Genomic DNA, 24,423 nt, shown 5'->3' with positions numbered 1-24,423 from the left:
ACGGCGGTCGAGATCGGTTGTGACGCGGCAGCCCAACATCCGGATCGACCGGCGTCGAGGCTCAGCTCTCCTTCCGCGCCGGGCCCCGCCTCTTCGCGCGCTGTCCATGAATGACGGCCAGCGCGTGCTTCTGGGCGAGTATGGCGAGGGCCTCGTTCAGTTCGTCGAACAAGGTGCCGGCGGCCTCCCCGTTCCATGCGGGGGGCAGTAGCGACAATGGGAGGCCGGGATCACGGTACGGTAGCCGGCGCCATTCGGTCAGTATCGGGACGTAGAGCTGGAACGCTTCCTGCGGGGCGATATTCGTCGCAGTCACCTGATAGAGGACGGGCCGATACCGCTGGAGGAAGTCTGTGTACAGCTGAGTGAGCTCCGGCAGATTCCACCATTGACGCACCTTCGCGCGCATGTCACCGAATCCGAGGTGGCGGCCAGTGAACATGTCGACGTAGCCGGACAACTCGCGACGGTCCAACACCTGACGGGTCTCCCGGGCCAGCGTTCCGGGGCCGACCCAGACTCCCGGTGCTGCGGTGCCGAAGCCGAGCCGGGTCAGGCTCGATCGGAGCGCGTGGCGTTTCTCGCGCTCCGACTCGGGCACGGAGAAAACGACGAGAATCCAACCGTCTTCCTCGGATGCCCTGGCACGATGGAAGATTCTCACATCGCCTTCGGCCAACGCCTCCAGCGTCGATTCCGAAAGGGAGTATCCGACCGCACCGGCGTTCTGCTCGCTCAGTAGTACGCCGCGCCGCTTGAGCCGCGATATGGACGATCGGACCGCCTGGGCGTCTACTCCCAGATCTGCCATCAGCGCGATAACCGACGCCGTGGACAGCCAGTTGCCTTCGGCACGCGCGCACAGACCGAAGATGGTGATGATCAACTGAGCGAGGCGAGCTTCTCGTCCGCGCACATTCGGCACCACTTCCAGCCCTGTCGTCATATTTGCACCATACGTCCCCTGGGTCACGAGGCGCGAATCATTCCCTCCTGCAAGACAGTTGCCAGGTGACGCTGGTCGCGGTCATAGAAGCGACCGATTCCGACGCCGCGCCCGGCATCGGCGGCGACCGCTTCCTGCACGTAGAGCAGCCAGTCGCCGACCCGGCCGGGGCGGTGAAACCACATCGCGTGGTCGAGGCTGGCGGTGACCAGGCCGGGCCGGGCCCATGGCAGGTCGAGCACTCGCAGGACGGGTTCGAGGATGGTGTAGTCACAGACGTAGGCGAGGGCGGCGAGGTCGCGTTGGGTATCGGTGAGACCGTCAACCGGGCGAAGCGGGTCGAATGGTTTCACCCATACCGCTTGGTGCGGTGCCCGCTTTCCTTCAACCGTCAGGTATACCGGGCCCGGTACGTGGCGCATGTCGAAACTTCGGCCTTCGGACCAGTAGGTTTTCGACTCGTCGGTCATGGTCCCGCCGTGACGGTCGGCGAGATATCGCGCGGAGCTGGGCAACTCGTCCGGATCGGGGACGGGAGTCGCAATATGCCCGGCGAAGGTGCCGCCGGATTCACCAGCAGCGAAGTTTGCCAGGCAGACGTAGACCGGCCTGTCGTTCTGATAACCCCGAACCTGGCGGGTGCTGTAGCCGCGCCCATCTCGCAGTAACTCCACCTCATAGCGCACTACCGCCCCGATATCGGCAGGGCGGAGGAAGTAACTGTGCATCGAATGCAGCGTCTTGCCATCGGTCACGGACCGCATCGCCGACGCCGCGGCCTGAGCCACCAGATCGCCTCCATAAGCCTTGGGCCATGGACATGGCTGAGTAGTGGCGTCGAAGGCCAGATCGAAGTGCTGCGGCTCGGTCGGCGTCAGCGTTACCGCCGCAGTGAAGATGGTGGATGTGGTCGGGGTTTCGGTCTGCATCGATCCGTCCGTTCAGAGCCCAGCCCGCAGGTACAACTACGGCAGCGGTTATATAGAGTCAGTATTTCGATCGTCACGAACAATCTACATCATGGGACAAGGTGGTGGCCACGCGACGGCAACCACTACCGTCCGGACGACCGGTGGACGAGCGCCCTTGTCGTTCAAGAGAAGTCGGGATGATCGGCGGCGATTCGGTAACCCCCGGAGTGGAAGACCAGCGGCTGACCGCTACAGGTGTCGAACTGCTCGACCTCGCCGATGAAAATGACATGATCACCGGCTTCTACCCGCTGTACGGTCCGGCACTGGAAGCGGGCGATGCTGTTGTCCAGCAATGGAACACCCGCGATACCGTCATGGTGGGCCACACCGGCGAACTTGTCCGGCGCGGGCGTGGCGAACTGCCGCGAGAGCTCGTACTGGTCGACGGCGAGCACGTTCACGGCGAAATGAGACGCCGCGACAAGGTCGGGCAGACTCGGTGCCTTCTTGGCCGGGCACCAGGCGACCAGCGGTGGATCCAGCGAGACCGAGGTGAACGAGTTGGCGGTCACCCCGACCTTGCGGCCATCGAGTGCGCGTGCGGTCACGACCGTGACACCGGTCGCGTATAGCCCGAGGGCATTTCGCAAGGCCCGCGGGTCGACCGCATTCGATTCGGACCGGACCGCATCGAGCATGCGCTCGGCGTCGGACCGGTCGAACCACCAGTCGTGCACGGCGCTCGGGTCGTCGAATCCAGCTGCGAACAACCCGGCCACCGCCGGCTCGTCCGCGGCGATCCGCACGAAATCCAGTACATGCTCGGGTATCTCGGTGAGCATGCGGTTGGTCCACGCCACGGACCACCGCCCCCAGTTGCGCCAGAAGGATTCGAATACCTCATGCATCCACTCGGTGTCGAACACCTTCGCGCCGTGCCGCAATACCGCATCGAGGTAGATACCTGCCGCATGGACAGCGTTGTTCGCGCCCTGAGCGGTCAGCGGATCATTGAGCACCACCGCGTCGGCCAAGCCCAGCACCGGATGTCCGGACGCGGTGAAGGCCACCGGCCGTCGCACCGTGGGCGTCAACCGGCCGCGCAGCACACCGCCGTCATCGGTCAGCTCGATATCGCGGGCTCGGGCCGCGATCTTCGGAAACGCGTCGTCGAGGACCTCCACGCACCGTCGCAGATGCTCCTCCGGCGTCTTCACGTTGTCGAAGCGATCGATCGGTCCGCCCGGGATCGCTTCGACGACCAGGATCGAGCACGGGCCGGAGGTGGTGAGCGCAGGCAGCGTGATCACTTCCCCTGCACCCGGCATCACCGAGATGGTGAGGTCGGCGCCGGAGTCGTCGGGCAGCAGTCCGCGCACATACGCCACGGCCAGCGCCCGCTTCGGACGGTCGTACGGCGACCGCACCCGATCGCGGACGAACATCCGGCCCAGGTCTCCGGTGCCGGTGGCCACGATGGTCAGACTATGTTGTGCCGCAAGGGAATCCAGACGTTCCACGGTGACGTCCTCGACGTGGAAGCTCCCGCCCTCGGCGATGAACGCCTCGATCAAGGCGGCGCAGGCCACACGCTGGTCGATCGAGTACGCAGGAGTCTCGAACGCCGAAACCACTTCCCCCACACCGTCGATGCTCAGTGCAAGACGGTCGATAGCGGGGGCATCTTCCTCGACGTCGACGATACGGCTCAGGACCCGTAAGGCTGACCCGAACAGGCATTGACTCGACAGCACCGAACCGGTCCGGACCTCGTCGGGGTGGCGGTCGCCGATCAAGGTCACCGTGCAGCCGTGGCGCCGCAGCCCCAACGCCAGCAAGGCTCCGGCCTGTCCTGCCCCGATGATGGCGATACGGTGGAGTTCCTGGGCGTTCATGCCGCAGGGGCGAGGTCGTCGAGGTACGACCGCGCGCTGTCGGGGTCCATGAACCAGTGGAAGAAGTCCCGCGGATCGTCGAAACCGTTGGCGAAGCGACGAGCGATACGCGGACTCGTTCCGGCCGCGCCCAACATCGCCAGTACGTGTTCGGGTGGGGGAACCAGTAGCCCGTTGGTCCAGGCCACCACGTACTTCGCGTAGTCCCAATACCTTTCGAACGTGTCGTGCATGAACTGCCGGTCGAAGGGGCGCTCGTCGTGCTCGAGGATGCTCGCCAGATAGGAGGCGGCACATTTGGAGGCGTTGTTGGATCCCTGCCCGGTGATGGGGTCATTGAGCACGACGACGTCGGCCATACCGAGCACGGGAGCTCCCGAAGGAAGCACCCCGATCGGCCGGCGCACGGTCGGTGGGAAGCGACCGGCGAGCACGCCCAGATCGTCGGTGAGCTCGAGGTCGCGGCAACGTTCGGCCTCCCACGGCAGGTAGGTTTCGACGATCTTCTTCGCGGTCTCGAGGTGCTGGTGCGGGTCGGTGACACCACCGAAGCAATCCATCGGACCGCCGGGCACACCCTCGATGACCATGATCTCGCACGGCCCGGTCGTGGTCAGCGCCGGGAATACGAAGTACTCGCCGACTCCGGGAACCATATTGAACGACACCGCCGAATACGGTTCACGGGGTGCCATGCCGGTCACGTATGTGAGCGACAACGCCCGTTGCGGTCGGTCGAATGTCGAACGGGCCGAGTCACGTTCGAACATCTTGGCAATGTCACCCTTGCCCGCCGCCACCAGCACCAGGTCGGACTCGCGCGCATATCTCTCGAGGTCGTCGAGGGTGGCATCGTGGATGTCGAGCTGACCACCGCGGTCTTCGAATTCGCCCATCCAGCGTGGCATCTTCACCCGCTGGTCGACAGATTGCGCGGGAAGGTCCAGCCGGGAAGCCCAGGAGATCGCCTTACCCCCTTTGTCGTCGGGAACAGTGAACGCGATGCCGTCCACATCCGGACATCCCTCGGCCCAGAAATCCAGACGGAGTGCATGTTCTCGGGCCAGCGAGCTGCCGAACATGCACTGGCTGGAGGTCACCGGGCCGGTGAAGATCTCTTCGGGGGTGCGGTTCGACACGATCCGGACGTCGTATCCGGCATCCAGCAGACCCATGCCGAGCTGCAGGCCGGACTGACCGGCACCGATGATTGTGATGGTACGCATTGTGTTCCTTCGATTTTCGGGTTCGGGTCAGTGCGCCGGAGCGCTCTCGGCGGCGAGTTGCGGGATGGCACTCACGGTCTGCTCCGGGCCGAGAGCGGAGTAGCCGCCATCGACGGCCCAGTCGGCGCCGGTGACGAACGACGCCGCGTCGGAGGCAAGAAAGGCGATCACACGACCCACCTCGGATGGGTCGCCGGTGCGGGCGAGCACGTGGAAGGGCGCCGCGACGGAATCGGTGTGCGCGCGGTCGCCGGCGGAAAGCTCATCCATGATTTTCGACCAGGTCCAGCCCGGGCTCACCGAATTCACTCGGATACCGTCAGCGGCGTAATCCAACGCCATGCTGCGGGTGACCTGGGCGATAGCGGCCTTGCTTGCCGGGTATACCCACCGACCGGCCTGCGCGACCTTCGCCGAAATCGAGCTCAGGTTGACGATGGCTCCGCGGCTCCGCGCCAGATGGGGACGGGCGGTGGCAGCGCACAGCACCGCGCTGACCAAGTTGACGTCCAGGGTCCGCAACCAGGTTGCCCGGTCGGTGTCGGCGCCATCGTCTCCGTACGAGCAGGCCAGATTGACCAGGACATCGAGCGATCCGAACCTTTCGACCGTCGCACTGACGCAACGCCGGATGGACTCATCGCTGGTGATGTCGGTCCGGACGAACGCGGCCCGGTCGAACTTCTCGGCAACCGCCGCGCCGCCCACCTCGTCGATATCGGCTACCACCACCTGCGCGCCCGCGGCGACGAGCTCGGCGACGACACCAGTCCCGAACAGGGTGGCGCCCCCTGTGACGATCGCCGTTTTCGTGGACAGTGAGATTGAGGTTGACATGCAGCCCTCCGAACTACACACGCTAATGTGACCCGAGTCACGGTAAGGAGCGGCTGGATCGTCGGCTATCCCGCAAACGCGGAGCTTGTCCGCACAGCGTCGATCCGGCGGTTCTTGACACGCATGACGCCGGAATGGAACAAACTGATAATCCGCAATCATGACGATGGTCAATAGGACGATATGCGCGCGTGTGTCGCCCGGAGGAAGCATGAACGATGATGAGCGCCCGCTCAGCCGATACCGCCTAGCGGCCTCCAGCGACCCTGACGTCGTACGCGACACCGTCGGCCAGGCCTTTTGCGACCACCGGCTGTCACCACTGAGCCGCAGTACCGGACTCGACGCACATTTCAACGGCCTGCGCTGGAACAGCGTGGGCGTGTACTACCTGGAGTACGGCACCGATGTTCGCATCGACCCACGCGACCTCGACGACTTCTACCTCGTCCAGGTCCCGCTCGTCGGTCGCGCCACGATCACCGTTGGAGCCGAAAGTTTCACCTCCACACCGGAAGTGGCCTCGGTACTCGAACCCGGACCGCGAGTATCGATGTCGTGGGAAGGGGCGAATCGGCAACTGCTGCTGCGCTTGGATCGCGCATCGGTGCACGACGTGCTGCGCAAGAAGATCGGAAGGGAACCGACCACGCCCCTCGCATTCACCCCGCGGATGGATCTCACGACCCCGGCCGGCCGCACCTGGAGCGGGCTCTTCAAACTGTTGACCGATGCCGTCGGCTCGGCCGAGATCCCGGAATCCATACCTGTCCGGGAATTCGAAGGGCTCCTCGTCAGCCAACTGCTGCTCGGCCAGCCGCACAATTACCGCGACGAGCTCGACCGGCGACCACAGCGGACCGTGGCCCGGCCCATCGCGCAGGCCGCGGACCTCATCGAAGCCCACGCCCATGAACCCCTCACCATCGACGACATCGCCGAGGCAATCGGCGTGAGCACGCGCACGCTCCAGGACGGCTTCCGCCGCTATTACGACACGACACCGATGGCATACCTGCGCGATGTACGACTGCGGCGCGTACGGACCGACCTGCTGCAGGCCGATCCGATAACCGCCACGGTGACCGATATCGCGATCCGGTGGGGATTCCTGCACCCGGGCCGTTTCTCGATCCTCTACCGCGATCGCTACGGCGAATCACCGTCGCAGACGCTTCGACTGGAACGTGACCGCACCGTCCGGAAATAGCCCACACCACAAGGCAAATCCCCCGCCCGTAGCCGGGCGGGGGATGTAAACAGATCCTGTGTGACGGTACTCAGCGACTCACACCGACGTCCGGCGGCTGCCAGCGTCGCCGGAGGGTCGTTGCCCCTTCAGCAGCGCGGATCAACTGAAGACGCGGGGGCGGGCCGTCGGTGCGGCCGCTAGGCGGTTTGCGGTTACCGGCGCGGAAGGGCGCGGGCCATTCCGCCGCCTCGCCGACATACTGCTGGTCCACCGCGGCGTGCAGTGTCCACTGCGGATCCCACAGATGAGCGCGGCCGATCGCCACCAGGTCGGCACGCCCGGCGAGCAGGACCGAATTGACATCGTCGTAGGAGGAGATGGCACCGACCGCCACCACCGAGATGCCATGGGGCACACCGACCTCCTGCCGGATCCGGTCCGCGAACGGCGTCTGATAGCTGCGCCCGAACGCAGGCTTCTCATGCTTGACCACCTGGCCAGAGGACACATGCAGCACATCGGCTCCGTGTTCGGCGAAGGCACGAGCGATCTCGACCGCGTCGTCGACGGTGTTGCCCCCCTCCGCCCAGTCGGTGGCCGAAATGCGCACCGACAGTGGCCGATCCGCGGGCCACACCGCTCGAATCGCATCGAAGACGCGCAGCGGGAAGCGTAAACGGTTCTCGAGTGAGCCGCCGAAGTCGTCGGTGCGCTGATTGGCCAGCGCGGAGAGGAAAGACGACAGCAGATATCCATGCGCACAGTGCAGTTCGAGCAGATCGAACCCGGCGCGGGCGGCGGCCTGGCCCGACCGAGCGAATTGTTCGGTGATCTCGTCCATCTCCTCGCACGTGATCTCGCGCGGGGTGCGGCTGTCGGGTCCGTACGGGATGGCCGACGGGGCGACGGTGTCCCAGCCGCCGGTGTCCAGCGGGTCGTCGATGCCCTCCCACATGACCTTGGTGGCGCCCTTGCGGCCGGAATGCCCCAGTTGCACACCAATCTTCGAGCGGGAATTCGTGTGCACGAAATCCACGACCCGGGCCCACGCCCGCTCTTGTTCGGTGGTGTACAGCCCCGCGCAACCGGGCGTGATGCGCCCCTCCGGCGACACACACACCATCTCGGTCATTACCAGCCCAGCGCCGCCGAGCGCCTTGCTGCCCAGATGCACCAGGTGGAAATCGGTGGGCACACCGTCGACGGCGGAGTACATGTCCATCGGCGAGACAAGGATCCGGTTGGGTAGCTCGATTCCCTTGAGCCGCAATGGATAGAACATGGGCGGACGAGTCTCGTCGCCGATCACTGCCACGTTCTGCGGCGTGTCGTCCTGGATCGAGAGGTACCACCCGTCGATCCGGTTCACGAATCCGTTGTCACGCAGCCGCAGGTTGTCGTAGGTGATGCGGCGACTGCGCGTGAGAAGATTGAAAGCGAACTGATCCGGCGCTTGATCGGTGTAATTGCCGATCGCTTCGAACCACTCCAGGCTGGCCTGCGCTGCCCGTTGAATGGACTCCACGACGGGCCGTCGTTCCTGCTCGTACTTTTCCAGACCGGTTGCGACGGAGTCATTTTCGTGCAGACAGGCGGCGAGCGCGAGGGCATCTTCCATGGCCAGTTTCGTGCCCGAGCCGATGGAGAAGTGCGCGGTATGCGCGGCATCGCCCATCAGCACGACATTGCCGTGCCGCCACGTCCGGTTGCGGACCGTGGTGAAGTCGATCCACCGGGAGTTGTTGGCCTGCAGACCGTGGCCGTCCAACTCATCGGCCAGGATCTCGGCCAGTAGCGCGATGGACTTCTCGTCGTTCTCCCCGGGCAAGAACGCGCGGTCGGCGAACACGTCGAAACCGGCTTTCCGCCACACGGATTCATGCATCTCCACGATGAAGGTGCTCTGCTCGGCACTGAACGGATAGCCGTGTACCTGCATGACCCCGTACGGCGTGTGCTTGATGAAGAACTCGAATGCCTCGAACACGCGGTCGGTGCCCAGCCACATGTACTTGTTGTGCCGCCGATCCAGATCCGGTCCGAACACATCCGCGAAACGGGTCCGCACCACGGAGTTGAGACCATCGGCCGCAAGCACCAGATCATGGGTGGCGGACAACTCCTTCACATCCGGCGCGATCGTGCGGAAATGGATGGTGACGCCCAGATCGGCGCATCGCCGCTGCAAGATGCGCAGCAACTCCTTGCGGCTCATCGCCGCGAACCCCTGGCCGCCGGAGGTGCGGACCTCACCCCGGTAGTGGATATCGATGTCGCTCCAGCGGGCGAATTGCTCGCTCATCGCACGATAGATCTCCTCGTCCGCATGCTCGATGCCACCGAGGGTCTCGTCGGAGAAAACCACACCGAAACCGAAGGTGTCGTCGGGAGCATTGCGCTCCCAGATGGTGATGTCGTGGGTGGGGTCGAGTTGTTTCATCAAGGCGGAGAAGTACAGCCCCGCGGGCCCTCCGCCGATCACGGCGATACGCATGAAAGCCTCACACTCTTCGGGTCGAAGTAGGGTCGAATTCAGTTGGCTGCCGGTTGGACTCGGCCGAGCCGAATTCGGGCAGCGGGGCGCCGCGTAAGGCCGCGGCAATATTGTCGGGCCATGGCAGCGAGCCCCTGTCTGTGTTGGGCACGTGGGCCGCTGTCAGGACGCCGCGGGCCGCGATCGTCGACGGTTCCGGCAGTGACGGCTGCGTCACCGCGGGGATCCTGGTGATGATGAAGTCGTACCGGAGCGAGGATCGGCCGACATTGCCCACCGACAGGCTGATGGACGCGGTATCGCCGAACCAGAGGCGCTCCAGATAGTCGACTTCGTATCGCACTCGCGGAATACGGCCGAACAGCCAGCGCAGCCCGATTCGGTCGAGCAGTGCAGCTTCGGCCGCCTCCACCCAGCGCACGACCGTACTGTGGTGGTAGTGGCCAGCCGCATCGGTGTCCTGCCAGTCCACGACACGCTCGATCACGATGTCGGTCATCGCGTCCCCCAGTTCTCGCGCACCTTGAACCGCTGTAGCTTGCCGCTGGGATTGCGGGGCAGACTGTCGACGAATTCGATACTGCGCGGGTACTTGTACGGTGCCGCAGTGCTTTTGGCGAAGTCCTGGAGCTCGCGAGCCTTCGCCGCGTCGCCCGCGACGCCCGGCCGGAGCACCACCGCCGCGTGTACGATCATGCCGCGGTCCTCATCGGGAACACCGATCACCGCACTCTCAACCACATCCGGGTGCTGGTCGAGGACCGCCTCGACCTCCGGTGCACCGATGTTGTACCCGGCCGAGACGATCATGTCGTCGCTACGGGCGTGGTACCAGAAGTAGCCGTCGGCATCGCGAGTGTAGGTGTCGCCGGTCAGATTCCAGCCATTGCGCACATACTGACGCTGACGGGGATCGGCCAGATACCGGCATCCGGTTGGTCCCTGCACCGCCAGCCGGCCGGGAGTGCCATCCGGTACCGGATTGCCGTCGTCGTCCTGGATCTCGGCGCGAAATCCGGGCACGACCCTGCCGGTGGAGCCGGAGCGGATGTCGTCGTCAGCCGCCGAGATGAAGACGTGGAGGAGCTCGGTGCCACCGAGACCATTGATGATCTTCAGCCCGGTCCGTTCGTGAAACCGCTCGAAAACGGCTTCGGGCAGATGTTCACCGGCCGAAACGCACCGGCGCAGGGATGTCAGGCGCTCCGGATCGTCGCGCTTGATCAAAGACTTGTACGCGGTCGGCGCAGTGAAAAGCACTGTCACCGAGAACTTCTCGATCGCGGCGACGAGCGCATCCGGATCAGGCTTCTCCAACAGCACGACCGACGCTCCGACCGATAGCGGGAACATCACCAGCCCACCGAGGCCGAAAGTGAATGCCAAAGGCGGTGTCCCGATGAAGACATCAGCGCCGTGCGGTCGCAGCACATGTGCGGAGAAGGTGTCGGCAATGGCCAGCACGTCGCGGTGGAAGTGCATGGCGATCTTCGGCATTCCGGTCGTACCCGAGGTCGGCGCAAGCAGCACCACGTCGTCGGCACTGGTCCGCACATCGGTGTAGGCGACCGGTTTCGCTGCTGCCCTGCGGATCAGGTCATCGTCGCCCGGCCCGCCGACCGAGGCGATACGCAAGGCCGTGTCGGCCGCGGACAGTTCGTCGAGCAGCCGGTGATCACACAAAGCTAGCGCCGGGCGGGTCAGCTCGATCAGTTTGGTCAGCTCGGGAGCACGCAGCAGGGGCATGGTGGTCACCACCACCCCTCCTGCCTTGACGACACCGAACCAGCAGGCAACCAGCCATGGGGTATTGGGAGCGCGCAACAGCACACGATTTCCGGGAACCAGGCCGTACTCGTCGGCCAGCACATGCGCAATCTGGTTCGCACGGTCGAGAAGATCGCCGTAGGTCCAAGTTTCGGACTCGGAGTGCAGGCAGGGCCTGGCCCGGCCATGGACCGCTACCGTCGCATCGAGCAAGGCGCTCGCGCAGTTGAGTCGATCGGGGTAGTGCAGCCCTGCCAGGTCGAAGACCAGATCGGGCCAGTCGGCTTCGGGCGGGAGATTGTCGCGGCAGAAGGTGTCTTTGTGCGCGGAGGGTGTGAGCATCAAGCTCGGCCCTTTCGAACTGGTGAGGCTAATACAATCTCATTGCTTCTGGTTGACCGCCGTCGATGTCGCGCCATGTTCCTAGGCCGCACCGAGCGGGCGATATCAGGGCTGTTCGGAGCCCAGCGCGGCTACGGCCTGAATCTCCACGAGCGCTTCGGGTTGCCAGAGCGCGGTGACACCGATTCCGGCCATCGCCGGGTACGCCTCGCCAACCAACTCGCGCCAGAGCCGGCCGACTTCCTTGGCGTTGGCCTGATAGCCGGGAATGTCCAGGAGATAGATGGTCACCGACAGTAGATTCTGCGGCTTTCCACCCGCAGCCTCGAGCGCCGCGATCACATTGGCCAGCGCCTGCCGGAACTGGGCGACGATCCCGCCGTCGACGATCGTCCCCTCGGGTGTCAAGGCGGTCTGGCCCGCCAGGTGAACGATGTCGCGAAACCGCGTGGCGTGGGAGAACCCGGAGGGTTTCGCCAGCTCGGGCGGATTGATGTGGTCGACGAGCATGATCGCCTCTTTCTCGCGGAGACCCACCGGGCGGCGAGCCGATTCGAAGGGGTGGCCCGAACCACACTATGGTGTTAGATTGATGATCGTCAATAGAACGCTATATACGAGCTGCCGCTCCTTGCGTTCGAAGCCGCCGCGGGCAACCCGGCCGAATTCCTGGAGTCTCCAGCGATGCGTTTGCGAACAGTTCTCCGCGACGACCACGGCAGTCGCGCCGAAGTCCGCGCCGACGGACAGTGGTATGCGACGACGGCCGCCGACGTCGGCGCACTGCTCTCGGACCAGAACTGGCGCTCGGTCCGACCGCTGCCCGGCGAGCAGCCGCCACCCGGGCGGGCGGCGCCGGTAGTGACAGCGCCGACCAAGATCGTGTGCTGCGGCCACAATTACCGCGCCCACATCGCCGAGATGGGTCGATCCGCGCCCGAATTCCCTACACTCTTCGCGAAATTCGCCGACACCCTCACCGCCTGGGACGCCGACATCGCCCTGCCCGGCCCGGCCGAGGCGGTGCTGTTCGACTGGGAGGCCGAACTCGCGATCGTCGTGGGCGCCACCCTGCGCCGGGCCGATCGCGACACGGCACGGGCAGCTATCGCCGGATACACCGTCGCGAACGACTTCTCGGTGCGCGACTGGCAGCGGCGGACTTCGCAGTGGTTGCAAGGCAAGGCATTCGACGCCACCACTCCACTGGGTCCCGATCTGGTGACGCCCGACGAGGCCGACCCCGCAGATGGCCTCCGCATAGTCTGCCGAGTCAACGGCACCGCGGAGCAGACCGGGGCCACCGACGACCTTGTCTTCGACCCGGCGACCCTGCTGTCGTACATCTCCGCGTTCACCGTGCTGCGTCCCGGTGACGTCGTATTGACCGGCACCCCGGGGGGTGTCGGCATCGCGGCAGACCCGCCGCGCTACCTGCGTGCCGGCGACGTCGTCGAGACCGAAATCGAGGGCATCGGCCTGCTACGCAATCGAATCACCCTGTCCCCCAATGATATCGAGCCCGCCCAGCGGGACGGAAAGGAATCATGATGACCAGCGACTCCACCATCCAGGTCGCTCCGATTGTCACCAGAGCCGGAGCGGAGTACACCGAGACGGCACAGTCCGGTGGCGCGGTGCGCGTCTCGGGTGTGAGCCCGCAGCACACCCCGGCGACCAAGATCTGGTACGGCAAGGTGACCAACGAACCCGGCTACCGTTCCTTGCCCCATCACCACGGCGAAGCCGAGACCGGCGGCTATGTCCTCACCGGGAAGGCGCGCATCTACTACGGGGAGAACTATGAGGAGTACGTCGACATGAGCGAAGGCGATTTCGTATTCGTGCCACCGTTCATGCCGCACGTCGAGGTGAACATGAGCACCACCGAGAAGCTGGTCTGGCTGACCTGCCGCACTCCGGACAATATCGTCGTCAACCTGCCCGATGTCGACGATTCCATCCTGGTTGGATACCGGCAGGCGTGAGATTCGAGCTCGGGTCGCACCATCGGCCCGGGCCATCGGACCGCACGATCCGGACAGATGCCGCGCGCAGCGTATAGCCGAGCAAGTGCCGCAACCATACGGTGCGTCCTATGACCGACATCACAACCGAAGCCGACGCGATTATCGTCGGCTCAGGGGTCAACGGCCTGGTGGCCGCGGCCGAGTTGGCACTGGCCGGCTGGTCGGTGCAGTTGCTGGAGCGTAATGCGGAGATCGGCGGATTCATCGCCACCGAAGAACGCACTCTTCCCGGCTACCGGCACGACACCTACTCGTCCTGGCATCCGTTGTTCGTCTCCGGCGCCGCCTATGCGAGCCTCGGACCTCACCTGCACGAACACGGACTCGAATTCCGCAACACCGAAGAATGGATGACCGCCAGCGTTGCCGATGACGGCCGCGTCACCCTCGCACACCGCGATCCGGAACGCACCGTCATGGAATTCGCTGACCCCGAGGACCGAACCGCATACCTCGCGATGCTGGCCCGGCTTGCGGCGAGTGCGGCACCGATCGGCGGACTGATGGACGCCGAACTGCGCTCGCCGTCCGCCCTCCGACCGCTGGCCGGTCTGATCCGCGGTGGGCGACGCGACACTGAAGACTGGCTGCGGATGGCGCTCAGCAGCGGTCGTGGATTCGCGCGCCGCGAGTTTCGCGGCCACGAGGTCGATCATCTCTATGCACCGTGGCTGCTGCACGCCGGTCTCTCTCCGGACCATGCTTCAGGCGGACTGATGATGCCATTGCTCGCGACCACCCTGCACGGGGCCGGACTGCCGGTGGTTGCCGGCGGATCCGCCGGGCTGCTGACAGCGTTCGAGTCGCTGCTGCATTCCCTCGGCGTAGAGGTGCGAACTTCCACCTCGGTGGAGCGGATCCTGGTGGACCACGGCCGAGCAGTCGGGGTCGTCGCCAATGGCCACGCCACATACGCCCGCCGCGCGGTGCTCGCTTCGGTGACGCCAACCGCCTTGTACGACAAGCTGTTACCACCCGACGCAGTGTCATCCACCATCCGCGCCGAGGCTGCGACCTTCCGCTACGGCCGCGCGGAAATGCAAGTCCATGTCGCTTTGTCGGCGCCGCTGGACTGGGCCGACACCCGATTGCGGCACATTCCGTTGATTCACGTCTCCGATGGATCCGACAGCACCGGAATCGCCTGCGCCGAGGCCGAAGCCGGGCTGCTCCCCCGCCGACCGACCGTCGTCGTCGGCCAGCAGTACCTGCTCGACCCCAGCAGAGTGCCGGACGGTACGGCCGCACTCTGGCTGCAACTGCAGGAAGTCCCATTCGCACCGGTAGGCGATGCGGCCGGAGCGCTGGATACAACTCAGGGCTGGACTCCGGCGCTGGCACGGAGTTTCGCCGATCGTGTATTGGCGCGAATCGCCACCCACGCTCCCGACCTTCCCCGGAAAGTGCTCGCGGTCGACGTCATCACCCCGGCCGATTTGGCCGCACACAACCCGAATGCCGTCACGGGCGATCCCTACGGGGGTTCGTGCGAATTGGACCAAAGTTACCTGTGGCGCCCCCTGCCCTCCGCCGGACGGCACGCGACACCCGTGCCCGGATTGTGGCAGATCGGCGCATCCACGCATCCCGGCCCCGGCTTGAGCGGCGGATCGGGACACCTCGTAGCGCGAACGCTCACACGAAATCGCAAGCTGCGCAGACTGTTCCGCGCACGGTGAACAGCGCCCCCGGTGCACTGCGCCGGCCGGATAACCGCCGCGTGCAGCGGATAGCTCGGCCCGACCAGCCGCATCAGACTTCGAAACCAGTTACCCCACCACAGGAGCCACGATGTCTCTGCTCAACGCCGTCATTGAAGCGACCCGCTCCGGCGCTGTCGACATCATCGATCTCACTACTCCGTTGCAGGAGTCCACCCCGATCCTGCCGTTACCGCCGCCGCTGGCCAACACCGTCCCGTTCCGGCTCGAGGAGATCAGCCGCTACGACGACCGCGGGCCCGCCTGGTACTGGAACAACATCCACACCGGCGAGCACACGGGCACCCATCTCGACGCACCGGTGCACTGGTTGAGCGGCCGTGACGGACACGATGTCTCACAAGCCCCGATGCGCACACTGTTCGCGCCCGTTGCCATGATCGACATGACCGCTGAGGTCGCGGCCGACCCGGAATTCCTGTTGGAAATCGATCACATCCGCCGCTGGGAGAAAAAGCACGGACCGCTCCCGGCGGGCGGCTGGCTACTCTATCGCACCGGATGGGAATCCCGAGGTGAGGATGCCGCCGCGTTCACCAATGACGGGCGCACACCCGGCGTTTCCGCCGCTTGCGCCAAGTGGCTGGCCGAAGAATCTGCACTGACCGGACTCGGCGTGGAAACCGTCGGCACCGACGCCGGCGCGGCCGCCGGGTTCGAACCGCCCTTCCCGTGCCACAGCCAGCTACTGGGCGCCAACAAATGGGGCCTGACCAGTCTGCGCAACCTCGCCCGGCTGCCCGCCACCGGCGCCCTGCTGATCGTGTCCCCGCTGCCGATCGTCGGCGGGTCCGGCAGCCCGGCGCGGGTGCTCGCACTCGTCGAACGCGACGCCCGCTAAGGGAGGGAAAACCATGGCGGAACGGTCTTTCGCGAACGAGGTCGGCAAACTGCGGCAGGGCTCCGGCACGACCCTGCACGTGGAGGGGATCCTGGCAGTCACGAAGGCGTTGCTGCAGGCCGGTGTCGCCTATGTCGGCGGCTACCAGGGCGCACCGATCTCCCATCTCATGGATGTGCTCGGCGATTCCAAAGACGTACTCGACGAGCTCGGCGTCTATTTCGAAAACAGCGCCTCGGAAGCTACCGCGGCGGCGATGCTGGCCGCATCGGTGCACTATCCGCTACGTGGCGCGGTGACATGGAAGTCAACCGTGGGCACCAACGTTGCTGCCGACGCCCTGGCGAATCTGGCCAGCGGCGGCGTCACCGGCGGAGCACTCATCATCCTCGGCGAGGACTACGGCGAGGGCTCGAGCATCATGCAGGAGCGTTCGCACGCGTTCGCGATGAAATCGCAGATGTGGCTGTTGGATCCGCGGCCGAACATCACTGCGATCGTGGACGCGGTCAAATCCGGCTTCGAGTTGTCGGAGGCGAGCAACACCCCTGTGTTCTTGCTGCTGCGCCTGCGCTCTTGTCACCTGCATGGAGCGTTCGAGGCCGAAGACAACAAGCGGCCTCCGATGACGGTCACCGAAGCGACCCGGCGGCCCACTCGCGACGTGAGTCGAATCGTGTTGCCGCCGGCCAGCTTTCAACATGAGAAGGAAAAGATCGAAAACCGATGGCCCGCCGCGGTGAAGCACATCCGCGACCACGGGCTCAATGAGGTGTTCGGCGATGACCTCGCCGACGTCGGAATCATCGTTCAAGGAGGGCTGTACAACACCCTCAACCGGTCGATGGAACTGCTCGGATGCTCGGATGCGTTCGGCAACACTCGGGTACCGCTGTACGTAATGAACGTTGCCTACCCGGTGATCGACGAAGAAGTCATCGAATTCTGCACTGGCAAGCGCTCGGTGCTGCTGATCGAAGAAGGCCAGCCGGACTTCATCGAACAGAACATCAATGCCATCCTGCGCCGTGCCGGCATACCCACAGAACTGCACGGCAAGGACATGCTGACCATGGCAGGCGAGTACACCTCGCTGGTCGTCACGCGTGGAGTGCATCGTTTTCTCAGCAGCTATCTGCCCGAGGTGATCACTGCCGAACCCGCGCTCCTGCGCTCGGCCGATGACCCGGCGAGCCCGTTCGCGGTCCGGGTCGAGCCGCACATTGTGCGGCCCCGGCCGCCCGGGCTGTGCACCGGATGTCCAGAGCGCCCCATCTTCAGCGGATTGAAACTCGCCGAACGCGAAACGGGCGAACACCACATCAGTGCCGACATCGGCTGTCACTTGTTTTCGATAAACGCGCCGTTCGGTCTGGGGGCGACAACCATGGGCTATGGCCTCGGTTCGGCGGCTGCGGCGGCGTTGAACTCGAAGGGCTCCGACCGCCGAACCATCGCGATGATGGGCGACGGGGGCTTCTGGCACAACGGGCTGAGCAGCGGCGTCGGCAACGCGGTCTTCAATAAGAACGACCAGCTACTGGTAGTCGTCGACAACGACTACGCGGCCGCCACTGGAGGTCAGGACGTGCTCTCCTCGCACGCCGACCTGCCGACCCGCTCCACGAAACATCCCATCGAGAGGGCCGTCCGCGGCATCGGTGTCAACTGGGCCAAGACAATAGACAACACCTACGACGTCACCACCGTGCGCGACACCTTCGTCGATGCGCTCACCACCGATCAAACAGGGCCGAAAGTCCTTGTCATGCAAAGTGAATGCCAGCTCAATCGGCAGCGGCGTGAGAAGCCGCAGCGGGCACAGGCCTTGCAGGCCGGCGAGCGGGTGGTCCGCGAACGTTTCGGCGTCGACCCGGAGACCTGCACCGGTGACCACGCCTGCATCCGCATCTCCGGCTGCCCGTCGCTGACCATCACCGACAACCCCGACCCTATGCGCACCGATCCGATCGCGACCGTGATCGACAGCTGCGTCGGATGCGGAGTGTGCGGCGCCAACGCGCATGCGGCCGTATTGTGTCCGTCCTTCTACCGAACGGACGTTGTCTACAACCCCACCCGGCGCGATCGCATGCTGGCCCGGCTGCGCACCTGGTGGATCAACATGCTCGCGCGCGGAATAGAGCGCCGCGCCGCCGGATTCGAGGTAACTCCATGACAGGTTGGTACACCGGACAGCGCCCCATAACACTCGCGATCCTGGCCATGGGCGGCGAAGGCGGGGGCGTACTCTCCGACTGGATCGTGGAAGTCGCCGAGTCAGCTGACTACTTCGCCCAGACCACGTCTGTGCCCGGTGTCGCCCAGCGCACCGGATCCACCGTGTACTACGTGGAACTGTTCCCACCCTCCCGAACCGGCCACACCACCGGAACCGCACGCAGCGAACCTGTGCTGAGCGTGTTCCCCACCCCTGGTGAAGTGGACATCGTGATTGCCTCCGAGCTGATGGAAGCGGCCCGCGCCGTCCAACGTGGTTTCACAACACCGGATCGAACCACCCTGTTCACCTCCACACACAGGGTGTATTCGATCGACGAGAAGATGGCTCTCGGCGACGGTCGGGTCGACAGCGCGACGCTGCTGGACGCGGCCCGGCGCGGATCGAAGCGACTGATAGCGTCCGACTTCATGGCAGTAGCCGACCAGCACCGCAGCGTGATCAGTGCGGCGCTGTTCGGCGCAGTGGCCGGATCCGGCGTATTACCGTTCACCCGAGAACAATTCGAAGAGCCGATTCGCGGCTTCGGCAAAGGGGTCGAACAGTCCCTGCGTGCGTTCGCCGACGGCTTCCGCGCTGCCGCCACACCGACAGTCACCGAACCCCTGATCCCACCGCGAACTTCACAGCCAGTGGAATTGACCCTTATTTCCCGGCCGCTCACCGCTGACGAGCGGAAGGCACGAGAAGATGAGCACCGCAACGAAATAGCCGCCTTCGACCCCGGAGCGCTCGTCGGCCCCAAACTGCGGAAGCTCGCGGAGACCGTCAGAGATCTCCCGCCTGCGGCGCGGTCCATGATCCTGCATGGCCTGGTCCGCACCGCGGTGTATCAGGACACTTCGTACTCTCGGCTATATCTGAGTCGCGTAAGGGAATTCGCGGCAGTAGATCCAGATGCAGAGGGCAGTGCCCTGCTCACCACCGAAGCGGCCCGGCAGATCGCACTGTGGATGTGCTATCAGGACACCATTCAGGTTGCGCTGCAAAAAATCCGGCGACGCCGCATGGATCGCATCCGCTCCGAGGCGCGTGCCGAACCGGACCAACTGATTCAGGTCCGCGAGTACCTCCACCCACAGATCGACGAGATCACCGACACCATGCCGGCTCGAGTTGGCTCGGTCCTGCGACGCTCCAGCACATTCCAAAGTCTGGTCCGAAAATTCACCCGTCGAGGCATGACCGTCAATACCAGCTCGATCACCGGCTACACGGCCCTGTCGATAACAGCCCGACTACGTCCTTTGCGCCCACGATCGTTGCGCTATCAGCGCGAACAGCAAGCCATCAACGAATGGCTGAAAGCAGCATCAACCGCTGCCCCACTCGATGCCGACCTCGCCCGCGAGATCCTCGAATGCCAATGTGTGCTGAAAGGCTACGGCGCCACCTTCGAACACGGCACCGATAGTTTCGGGAAACTCATGCACGCCGCCCACAAACTAACCGGGCACCCAGATGCAGCCGAACGACTCTCGAAGCTCCGGGCGGCCGCACTCGCCGACGAGACCCATACAGCTCTGACCATCGCGCTCGCTGCAGCGGTGCCCAGCTGACAATCCTCTCGAGGCAACGCGTCGGACATCCCGGCACAACCAACACTTGCCCGGGTCGTCGTAACCATGGGCTCGGCATCGCGTGTCGATGAGTTTCGCGGGAAACCTGGCGGCGGACCCGGCGGATCGCCGCAATCGACTGCATCACCGGGTCCTGGGTAGTACTCGACCGCGTCGAGTACTACCGAATCCAACGTCCGACGTGTCTTGCCTTGCAGCACACCGGTTTCGGCGACCACCGCACGCACGGAATAGAAGATCCGATCGGCCGATCCGAAGCCGCCAGTCACCGCCGCCAATACGTCAGCGTGCTCGGATGAAACCCCTCGTCGTCCAACACGAACCCACACGCGATCTTCCACCGAAGATCACAGCGCGGCGCTTCGACTGTTTGCCGATCCGAGCATCGGTCCCGCTGCGGTGAGCGTGTCCGGAAATCGTTGCGCGCGTGGTTCATCGGTCTTCATCGGGAGCACGCCAGCGGGCGACAAGGTGGTGGTCGATGCCGAATTGGTCGAGGATCTTGCCGACAGTCTGCCTGAGCAGGTCGTCGATTGTCCGGGGCCGGTGGTAGAAGGCGGGCACCCGCGGCAGGACCGTCGCTCCGGCGAGCGCAACGATTTTCATGTTTCGGATGTGGAGTCTCACGTACGGCCAGCACCAGGTGCCGGCGTTCCTTCGGCGTGACGTCGGCACCACGGCCATACCCGGAGACGTCCTCACCCCGGCCATCCTCCAGCTGGATGCAGCGCCGTGCTCCGTGCGAGATGACCCGGTGTGTCTCCACCATCGCGGATTCGGCGAGCGTGCACAGCAGGTCGATACCGAGTTGCGGTGCGCTCCAACCCGATGTGCCGACGACAAGGCGGGGCTTGCGGGAGGTGAGGAACACGTCACGTCCTTTCGGCCGCGGTGGTGATAGGACGGCTACGTCCGCCACCTGGCCACGACGGCGTCCATGTCGCTGTCGCCTGACACAGGGATATGGCGTGCACCGGGAAACCGTTGTGCGGGTTCGGTATACGCGCGCTGTTGTACCAGACGAGCGATATTGGCCCGGTAGATGTCGTCTACCGCGGCGTGCCGCCCGGGCTCACGGTCGAGCCAAAGATTGGCCGGATGGATCGATCGGTCGTACATGCGCTGGAATAGCTCAGTGCGAATGTCCTTGAGCCAGTTCGAGTTCAGGTTCATCATCCGATACTGGCGCAGCGCCTCGACATCCACCGGCGCGGCAATGATCGCGTTGGCGCCCGACGATACCCGCCCGATCACCTGACCGTGATAGTCGACGATGTGCCCGTTGCCGCCGGCGATGTCCACAGGGTGCTCGGCGGCGGGGCTGGAGTAAACCGGCCCGGTATTCGGACACACCATGTACACCCCGTTGAAGTGCGCGTGCGCCCGATTCTGCAGCAGCCAGGTGCCTCCAGCGTCCGGACCGGCCGCGGTCATCGGCACGGCTTCGCTGGGTCGGTACACCACCTCCGCGCCGTTGAACGCCAGTGCCCGAACGGCTTCCGGGTACTCGCCGTCGCTGCAGCACAGCGTGCCGATGTTGCCGATGTCCGGGGTCCGCAGCACCGGATAGAAGGCGTCGATGCCATCGCCGAACAGCTCGACCCACCGATCGTAGACATCGTGCGGGGTACACGAATGCTCCCGGCACCACACATGGTTCTTGGCGGCCCGGTGGACGATCTCACCCTGCGGCGAGATCACCACCATGACATTGAAGAACCGGTCCGCGATGACCTCGGGCCAGCGGGCTTTGCACTGGACGATGAGGTAGGTTTCGTACAGCCGGGCCAGCGCAGCGAGACGATCGGTCTCCGGGCCGGGTATATCGATGAAAAGCTCTCTGGCGCACCGGCTGTGCGGCAGATCGAAGATCTCGTCGGTGAAGCCGGTGAGGGCCCCTTCGGCCAGAGCGACGAGTTTCACCGGCAGGTTGATGCCGACGATCGACACCGCCGCGTGAATGGTCTCCTCGATCGTGTCGAGGTTGCGCGCGATGTGGTCGCGCGCCCCGATGCCGTGAACGATGGTCGACAACCCGACCGCCATATACGGTGCGACCGGTGCTGCCCCGGCGGCGAGGCCGGTCATTCCGCACCACACCATTCGATAGCGGCGACGGCGTATGTCTTCGCGGCACATTCGTCACGCAAGCTGTCGATCCGAGCGAGCACCCGGCTCGTCACTTCGGCGTTCACGACCGAACCCCCTCGGTCTTCGCGGCGGCCAGCGAGTCGTGGTCGCCGCTGTCGTGGACGATCGAGCCGCCCAGATATGCGTGCAGGACCATGGAGTCCCGGTCCCCCGCCGCCAGCCCGCATCCGTCGGATAGCACCAGCGCTTGTCCTTCCGGCGTGTCAGGCGCGAGTGCTCGCACCCGCCCGTCGGTGATGATCGTGTTGGTCATCGTTGTCCTTCACTACCGACACGTTGTGTCCTGTGCGCACAGCGTATCTCATGTTTTCTCCAAATGGAGAAGTTTCTGAATCTCTGGGCGTAGCCGCGATGAGAGCCATGCCGACGGAGGTGATCCGCGGGAACCCGAATCTGGTCCTTGATCCAGCGGTGAACCGATCGCCCCGGTGACGGTGTATCCGGCCGAGGTTCCAGCGCGCCGGCCAGCGACCGTTCGTGGTCGGCGGCGGTGCTGACGCCGGCGTTTGCCGGGGCGCAGCAGCGCGGCGACCGGTTCCCCGGCGCTCTCGCCAACCACGGTCGACGAAAGCCGAGCAGCGGGTGAAAGCCGAAGTCCCGCTTGACTGTTGGAGCGGCGTGCTGCTCGTCCGAATGGGCGTCGATCAGGGTGGCGTCCAGGTCGATGATCAGTGGGTCACCGGCGGTGATCGCATCACAGCCTGCCGTGGCGGCCGGGCTATCGGGCCGGGAAGAAAGTACCGGGTCCGCACCGACGCCGGTGACGGCACCCACGAATTTGTCGCCTGCTGCCAGCTCAGCACCCCATCGGCTCTTGACAGCATCAGCAGGTGCATCTACAACTGTAGCAATAACTACTCTATCTGTAGCAACCCCGGCATGACTCGAAGAGGAGCGACGGTGGCGATACCGCGAAGAATATTGATCGTGGGTGGCGGAATTGCGGGACTGACGTTCGCCGCTGCGCTGAAGCATCACGGTGCTACCGCCGACATGGTGGATCTCGCGCCGGAATGGCGCCCAGTAGGTTCGGGAATCGCGATTGGCTTCAACGGGATCCTGGCGCTCAATACGATCGGCATGGGGGTTGCGGTCCAGGATCGAGGAGTCCCTCTGAACAAGGTGACTATCTTCGACTCGGATGGAAGCCATATGAATGGCTTCGGTTTCGGTGCGGTGGCCGATGTATACGGGACGACAACCATCGGAATCCACCGAGGTGCTCTCCATGACGCCCTTGCCGCATCGCTCGAGAATAATCCGCGACTGGGTGTTACCGTGACGGGCCTTCGAGAGCTCCCCGGCGGTATTGTTGCAGAATTCAGCGATGGAACCAGCGCAGAGTACGACCTCGTAGTAGGCGCGGACGGACGCGCCTCGCAAGTTCGGAAGCTGATCTTCGGAGAGATTGAACGCCGTTACGCGGGATACTCGGCAATACGGGTCGTCATCCCGCGCCCGACGGGGTTCGAAGGCATGTCGGAGCTCTGGGGCAGTGGACGGAGAATGGGAATTCTCCCGATCGGGGATGATCTGCTCTATTCCTACTCCACTTTCCCCTCGGCGCGGGGAGTGGTTCGCGACGCATCGGAAAGCATGAGACTTCTGCGGGAGCTCTTCGGTTCTTTCGATGGACCGGCCAGGTACGTCGTGGAATCAAATCCGGACGATGCCTCCATACACTCCGGAGATATCGAGGAGGTAATACTTACGACATGGGTTACGAGACGGGTTGCTCTTATCGGCGATGCGGCACACGCTATGTGCCCAGACCTCGGGCAGGGCGGTTCGATGGCAATCGAAGATGCTATTACACTCGCACGAACCCTGAATAATTCGCCAGAAATCGGCGGCGCACTTCTCGAGTATCAAATCAAGCGGAGCCGGCGAGTACGGGACATACAGCGCAAGTCTCACCAGTATGGATGGATGGTTCACAGGAAGACCAGACCTGCACTTGCAGTACGCCGCGGTATATTCAAGCGCCTTGAATCCGATCGTCTCGCGCGCATCACAGTCGCCAGCCTGATTAATCCAGTTTACTGAAGAATAAGGACGCGGCAATGCGGACAAAGCCAGATCAGTCAGGCAACCTCGCAAAAGAGGTTGATGAGCGTTTTCACCCCGCTGCGATGGTACGCGGGGCAATGAACAAGGTCTTCCCGACCCACTGGTCGTTCCTGCTCGGTGAGATCGCGCTGTACGCGTTCATCATCCTGCTGCTGTCGGGTATCTACCTGACGCT

General features: G+C 64.5%; 20 protein-coding genes and 4 pseudogenes. 9 read left to right on the top strand and 15 right to left on the bottom strand.

The annotated features are described in order from the left end of the window. Positions 1-61: 61 nt before the first annotated feature. From ACFXHE_RS39540 to ACFXHE_RS39520, 5 genes are all read right to left on the bottom strand, one after another. Positions 62-946, bottom strand: coding sequence for a PaaX family transcriptional regulator C-terminal domain-containing protein (locus tag ACFXHE_RS39540; protein WP_379390133.1), 885 nt, complete (start codon positions 944-946; stop codon positions 62-64). Positions 947-969: 23 nt separating this feature from the next. Beyond that, entirely contained in the window at positions 970-1,875 is a 906-nt protein-coding gene (locus ACFXHE_RS39535) for an acyl-CoA thioesterase (RefSeq protein WP_379390131.1), read from the bottom strand. Positions 1,876-2,039: 164 nt separating this feature from the next. Next, positions 2,040-3,755, bottom strand: coding sequence for a flavin reductase (locus ACFXHE_RS39530; RefSeq protein WP_379390129.1), 1,716 nt, complete (start codon positions 3,753-3,755; stop codon positions 2,040-2,042). Beyond that, a complete protein-coding gene (locus ACFXHE_RS39525) occupies positions 3,752-4,981 on the bottom strand; it encodes a styrene monooxygenase/indole monooxygenase family protein (RefSeq protein WP_379390127.1) in 1,230 nt (409 codons plus the stop codon). Before ACFXHE_RS39525 ends, ACFXHE_RS39530 begins: the two co-directional genes overlap by 4 nt. 27 nt (positions 4,982-5,008) lie before the next feature. Next, positions 5,009-5,992 (bottom strand): SDR family oxidoreductase, encoded by a 984-nt coding sequence (locus tag ACFXHE_RS39520; protein WP_379390125.1) that lies wholly within the window; start codon positions 5,990-5,992, stop codon positions 5,009-5,011. A 37-nt stretch (positions 5,993-6,029) separates the two neighbouring features. Here ACFXHE_RS39520 and ACFXHE_RS39515 point away from each other — a divergent pair, with 37 nt between their 5' ends. Continuing rightward, positions 6,030-7,028: a helix-turn-helix domain-containing protein gene (locus ACFXHE_RS39515; RefSeq protein ID WP_379390123.1), complete on the top strand. Its 999-nt coding sequence runs from the start codon at positions 6,030-6,032 to the stop codon at positions 7,026-7,028. A 70-nt stretch (positions 7,029-7,098) separates the two neighbouring features. On the opposite strand, the gene ACFXHE_RS39510 is transcribed toward ACFXHE_RS39515, so the two are convergent. The 4 genes from ACFXHE_RS39510 to ACFXHE_RS39495 form a co-directional block, all read right to left on the bottom strand. After that, positions 7,099-9,504, bottom strand: a complete 2,406-nt coding sequence (locus ACFXHE_RS39510; protein WP_379390121.1) for a bifunctional salicylyl-CoA 5-hydroxylase/oxidoreductase — start codon at positions 9,502-9,504, stop codon at positions 7,099-7,101. A gap of 7 nt (positions 9,505-9,511) precedes the next feature. Beyond that, a complete protein-coding gene (locus ACFXHE_RS39505) occupies positions 9,512-10,003 on the bottom strand; it encodes an acyl-CoA thioesterase (RefSeq protein ID WP_379390119.1) in 492 nt (163 codons plus the stop codon). Further along, positions 10,000-11,613: an AMP-binding protein gene (locus ACFXHE_RS39500; protein ID WP_379390117.1), complete on the bottom strand. Its 1,614-nt coding sequence runs from the start codon at positions 11,611-11,613 to the stop codon at positions 10,000-10,002. Before ACFXHE_RS39500 ends, ACFXHE_RS39505 begins: the two co-directional genes overlap by 4 nt. A 105-nt stretch (positions 11,614-11,718) precedes the next feature. Next, positions 11,719-12,123: a RidA family protein gene (locus ACFXHE_RS39495; protein WP_379390115.1), complete on the bottom strand. Its 405-nt coding sequence runs from the start codon at positions 12,121-12,123 to the stop codon at positions 11,719-11,721. Positions 12,124-12,297: 174 nt separating this feature from the next. Here ACFXHE_RS39495 and ACFXHE_RS39490 point away from each other — a divergent pair, with 174 nt between their 5' ends. The 6 genes from ACFXHE_RS39490 (at position 12,298) to ACFXHE_RS39465 (ending at position 20,006) form a co-directional block, all read left to right on the top strand. Beyond that, complete coding sequence (locus ACFXHE_RS39490; RefSeq protein ID WP_379390113.1) at positions 12,298-13,164, top strand: fumarylacetoacetate hydrolase family protein; 867 nt, start codon at positions 12,298-12,300, stop codon at positions 13,162-13,164. Continuing rightward, the gene (locus ACFXHE_RS39485; RefSeq protein ID WP_379390111.1) at positions 13,164-13,601 is read left to right on the top strand and encodes a cupin domain-containing protein; all 438 of its coding nucleotides are present in this window, start codon (positions 13,164-13,166) and stop codon (positions 13,599-13,601) included. The genes ACFXHE_RS39490 and ACFXHE_RS39485 overlap by 1 nt, the downstream gene beginning before the upstream one ends. Positions 13,602-13,711: 110 nt before the next feature. Beyond that, the gene (locus ACFXHE_RS39480) at positions 13,712-15,322 is read left to right on the top strand and encodes a phytoene desaturase family protein (RefSeq protein WP_379390109.1); all 1,611 of its coding nucleotides are present in this window, start codon (positions 13,712-13,714) and stop codon (positions 15,320-15,322) included. A gap of 112 nt (positions 15,323-15,434) precedes the next feature. Further along, on the top strand, positions 15,435-16,205 hold the full coding sequence (locus tag ACFXHE_RS39475; RefSeq protein WP_379390107.1) for a cyclase family protein: 771 nt from the start codon (positions 15,435-15,437) through the stop codon (positions 16,203-16,205). A 13-nt stretch (positions 16,206-16,218) separates the two neighbouring features. Beyond that, a complete protein-coding gene (locus ACFXHE_RS39470; protein WP_379390105.1) occupies positions 16,219-18,384 on the top strand; it encodes a thiamine pyrophosphate-dependent enzyme in 2,166 nt (721 codons plus the stop codon). Continuing rightward, positions 18,381-20,006 (top strand): indolepyruvate oxidoreductase subunit beta family protein, encoded by a 1,626-nt coding sequence (locus ACFXHE_RS39465; RefSeq protein WP_379390103.1) that lies wholly within the window; start codon positions 18,381-18,383, stop codon positions 20,004-20,006. Before ACFXHE_RS39470 ends, ACFXHE_RS39465 begins: the two co-directional genes overlap by 4 nt. 45 nt (positions 20,007-20,051) lie before the next feature. Here ACFXHE_RS39465 and ACFXHE_RS39460 read toward each other — a convergent pair. The 6 genes and pseudogenes from ACFXHE_RS39460 to ACFXHE_RS39435 form a co-directional block, all read right to left on the bottom strand. Continuing rightward, positions 20,052-20,409 (bottom strand): annotated as a pseudogene (locus ACFXHE_RS39460) (transposase); the annotation flags it as partial. A gap of 50 nt (positions 20,410-20,459) precedes the next feature. After that, entirely contained in the window at positions 20,460-20,633 is a 174-nt protein-coding gene (locus tag ACFXHE_RS39455) for a hypothetical protein (RefSeq protein ID WP_379390101.1), read from the bottom strand. A gap of 300 nt (positions 20,634-20,933) precedes the next feature. Continuing rightward, on the bottom strand, positions 20,934-21,146 hold the full coding sequence (locus ACFXHE_RS39450) for a hypothetical protein (RefSeq protein WP_379390236.1): 213 nt from the start codon (positions 21,144-21,146) through the stop codon (positions 20,934-20,936). 69 nt (positions 21,147-21,215) lie between these two features. Next, a pseudogene (locus tag ACFXHE_RS39445) lies at positions 21,216-22,073 on the bottom strand (nitrilase-related carbon-nitrogen hydrolase); the annotation flags it as partial. A gap of 145 nt (positions 22,074-22,218) precedes the next feature. After that, positions 22,219-22,431 carry a hypothetical protein gene (locus ACFXHE_RS39440; RefSeq protein WP_379390099.1) on the bottom strand — a complete coding sequence of 71 codons (213 nt, stop codon included), beginning with the start codon at positions 22,429-22,431 and terminating at the stop codon, positions 22,219-22,221. A gap of 161 nt (positions 22,432-22,592) precedes the next feature. Beyond that, positions 22,593-22,862: pseudogene (locus ACFXHE_RS39435) on the bottom strand (transposase); the annotation flags it as partial. On the opposite strand from ACFXHE_RS39435, the gene ACFXHE_RS39430 reads away from it, so the two are divergent. Both ACFXHE_RS39430 and ACFXHE_RS39425 read left to right on the top strand, forming a co-directional pair. Further along, positions 22,812-24,224, top strand: coding sequence for an FAD-dependent monooxygenase (locus ACFXHE_RS39430; protein WP_379390097.1), 1,413 nt, complete (start codon positions 22,812-22,814; stop codon positions 24,222-24,224). The pseudogene ACFXHE_RS39435 and the gene ACFXHE_RS39430 overlap by 51 nt on opposite strands. A gap of 17 nt (positions 24,225-24,241) precedes the next feature. Then, a pseudogene (locus tag ACFXHE_RS39425) lies at positions 24,242-24,423 on the top strand (cytochrome b); the annotation flags it as partial.

The sequence above is a fragment of the Nocardia sp. NPDC059229 genome (assembly GCF_042754165.1).
In the GTDB taxonomy this organism is placed as follows: domain Bacteria; phylum Actinomycetota; class Actinomycetes; order Mycobacteriales; family Mycobacteriaceae; genus Nocardia.
The sequence above is the reverse complement of the archived record's forward strand: the minus strand, read 5'-3'. Positions and strand labels throughout refer to the sequence as shown.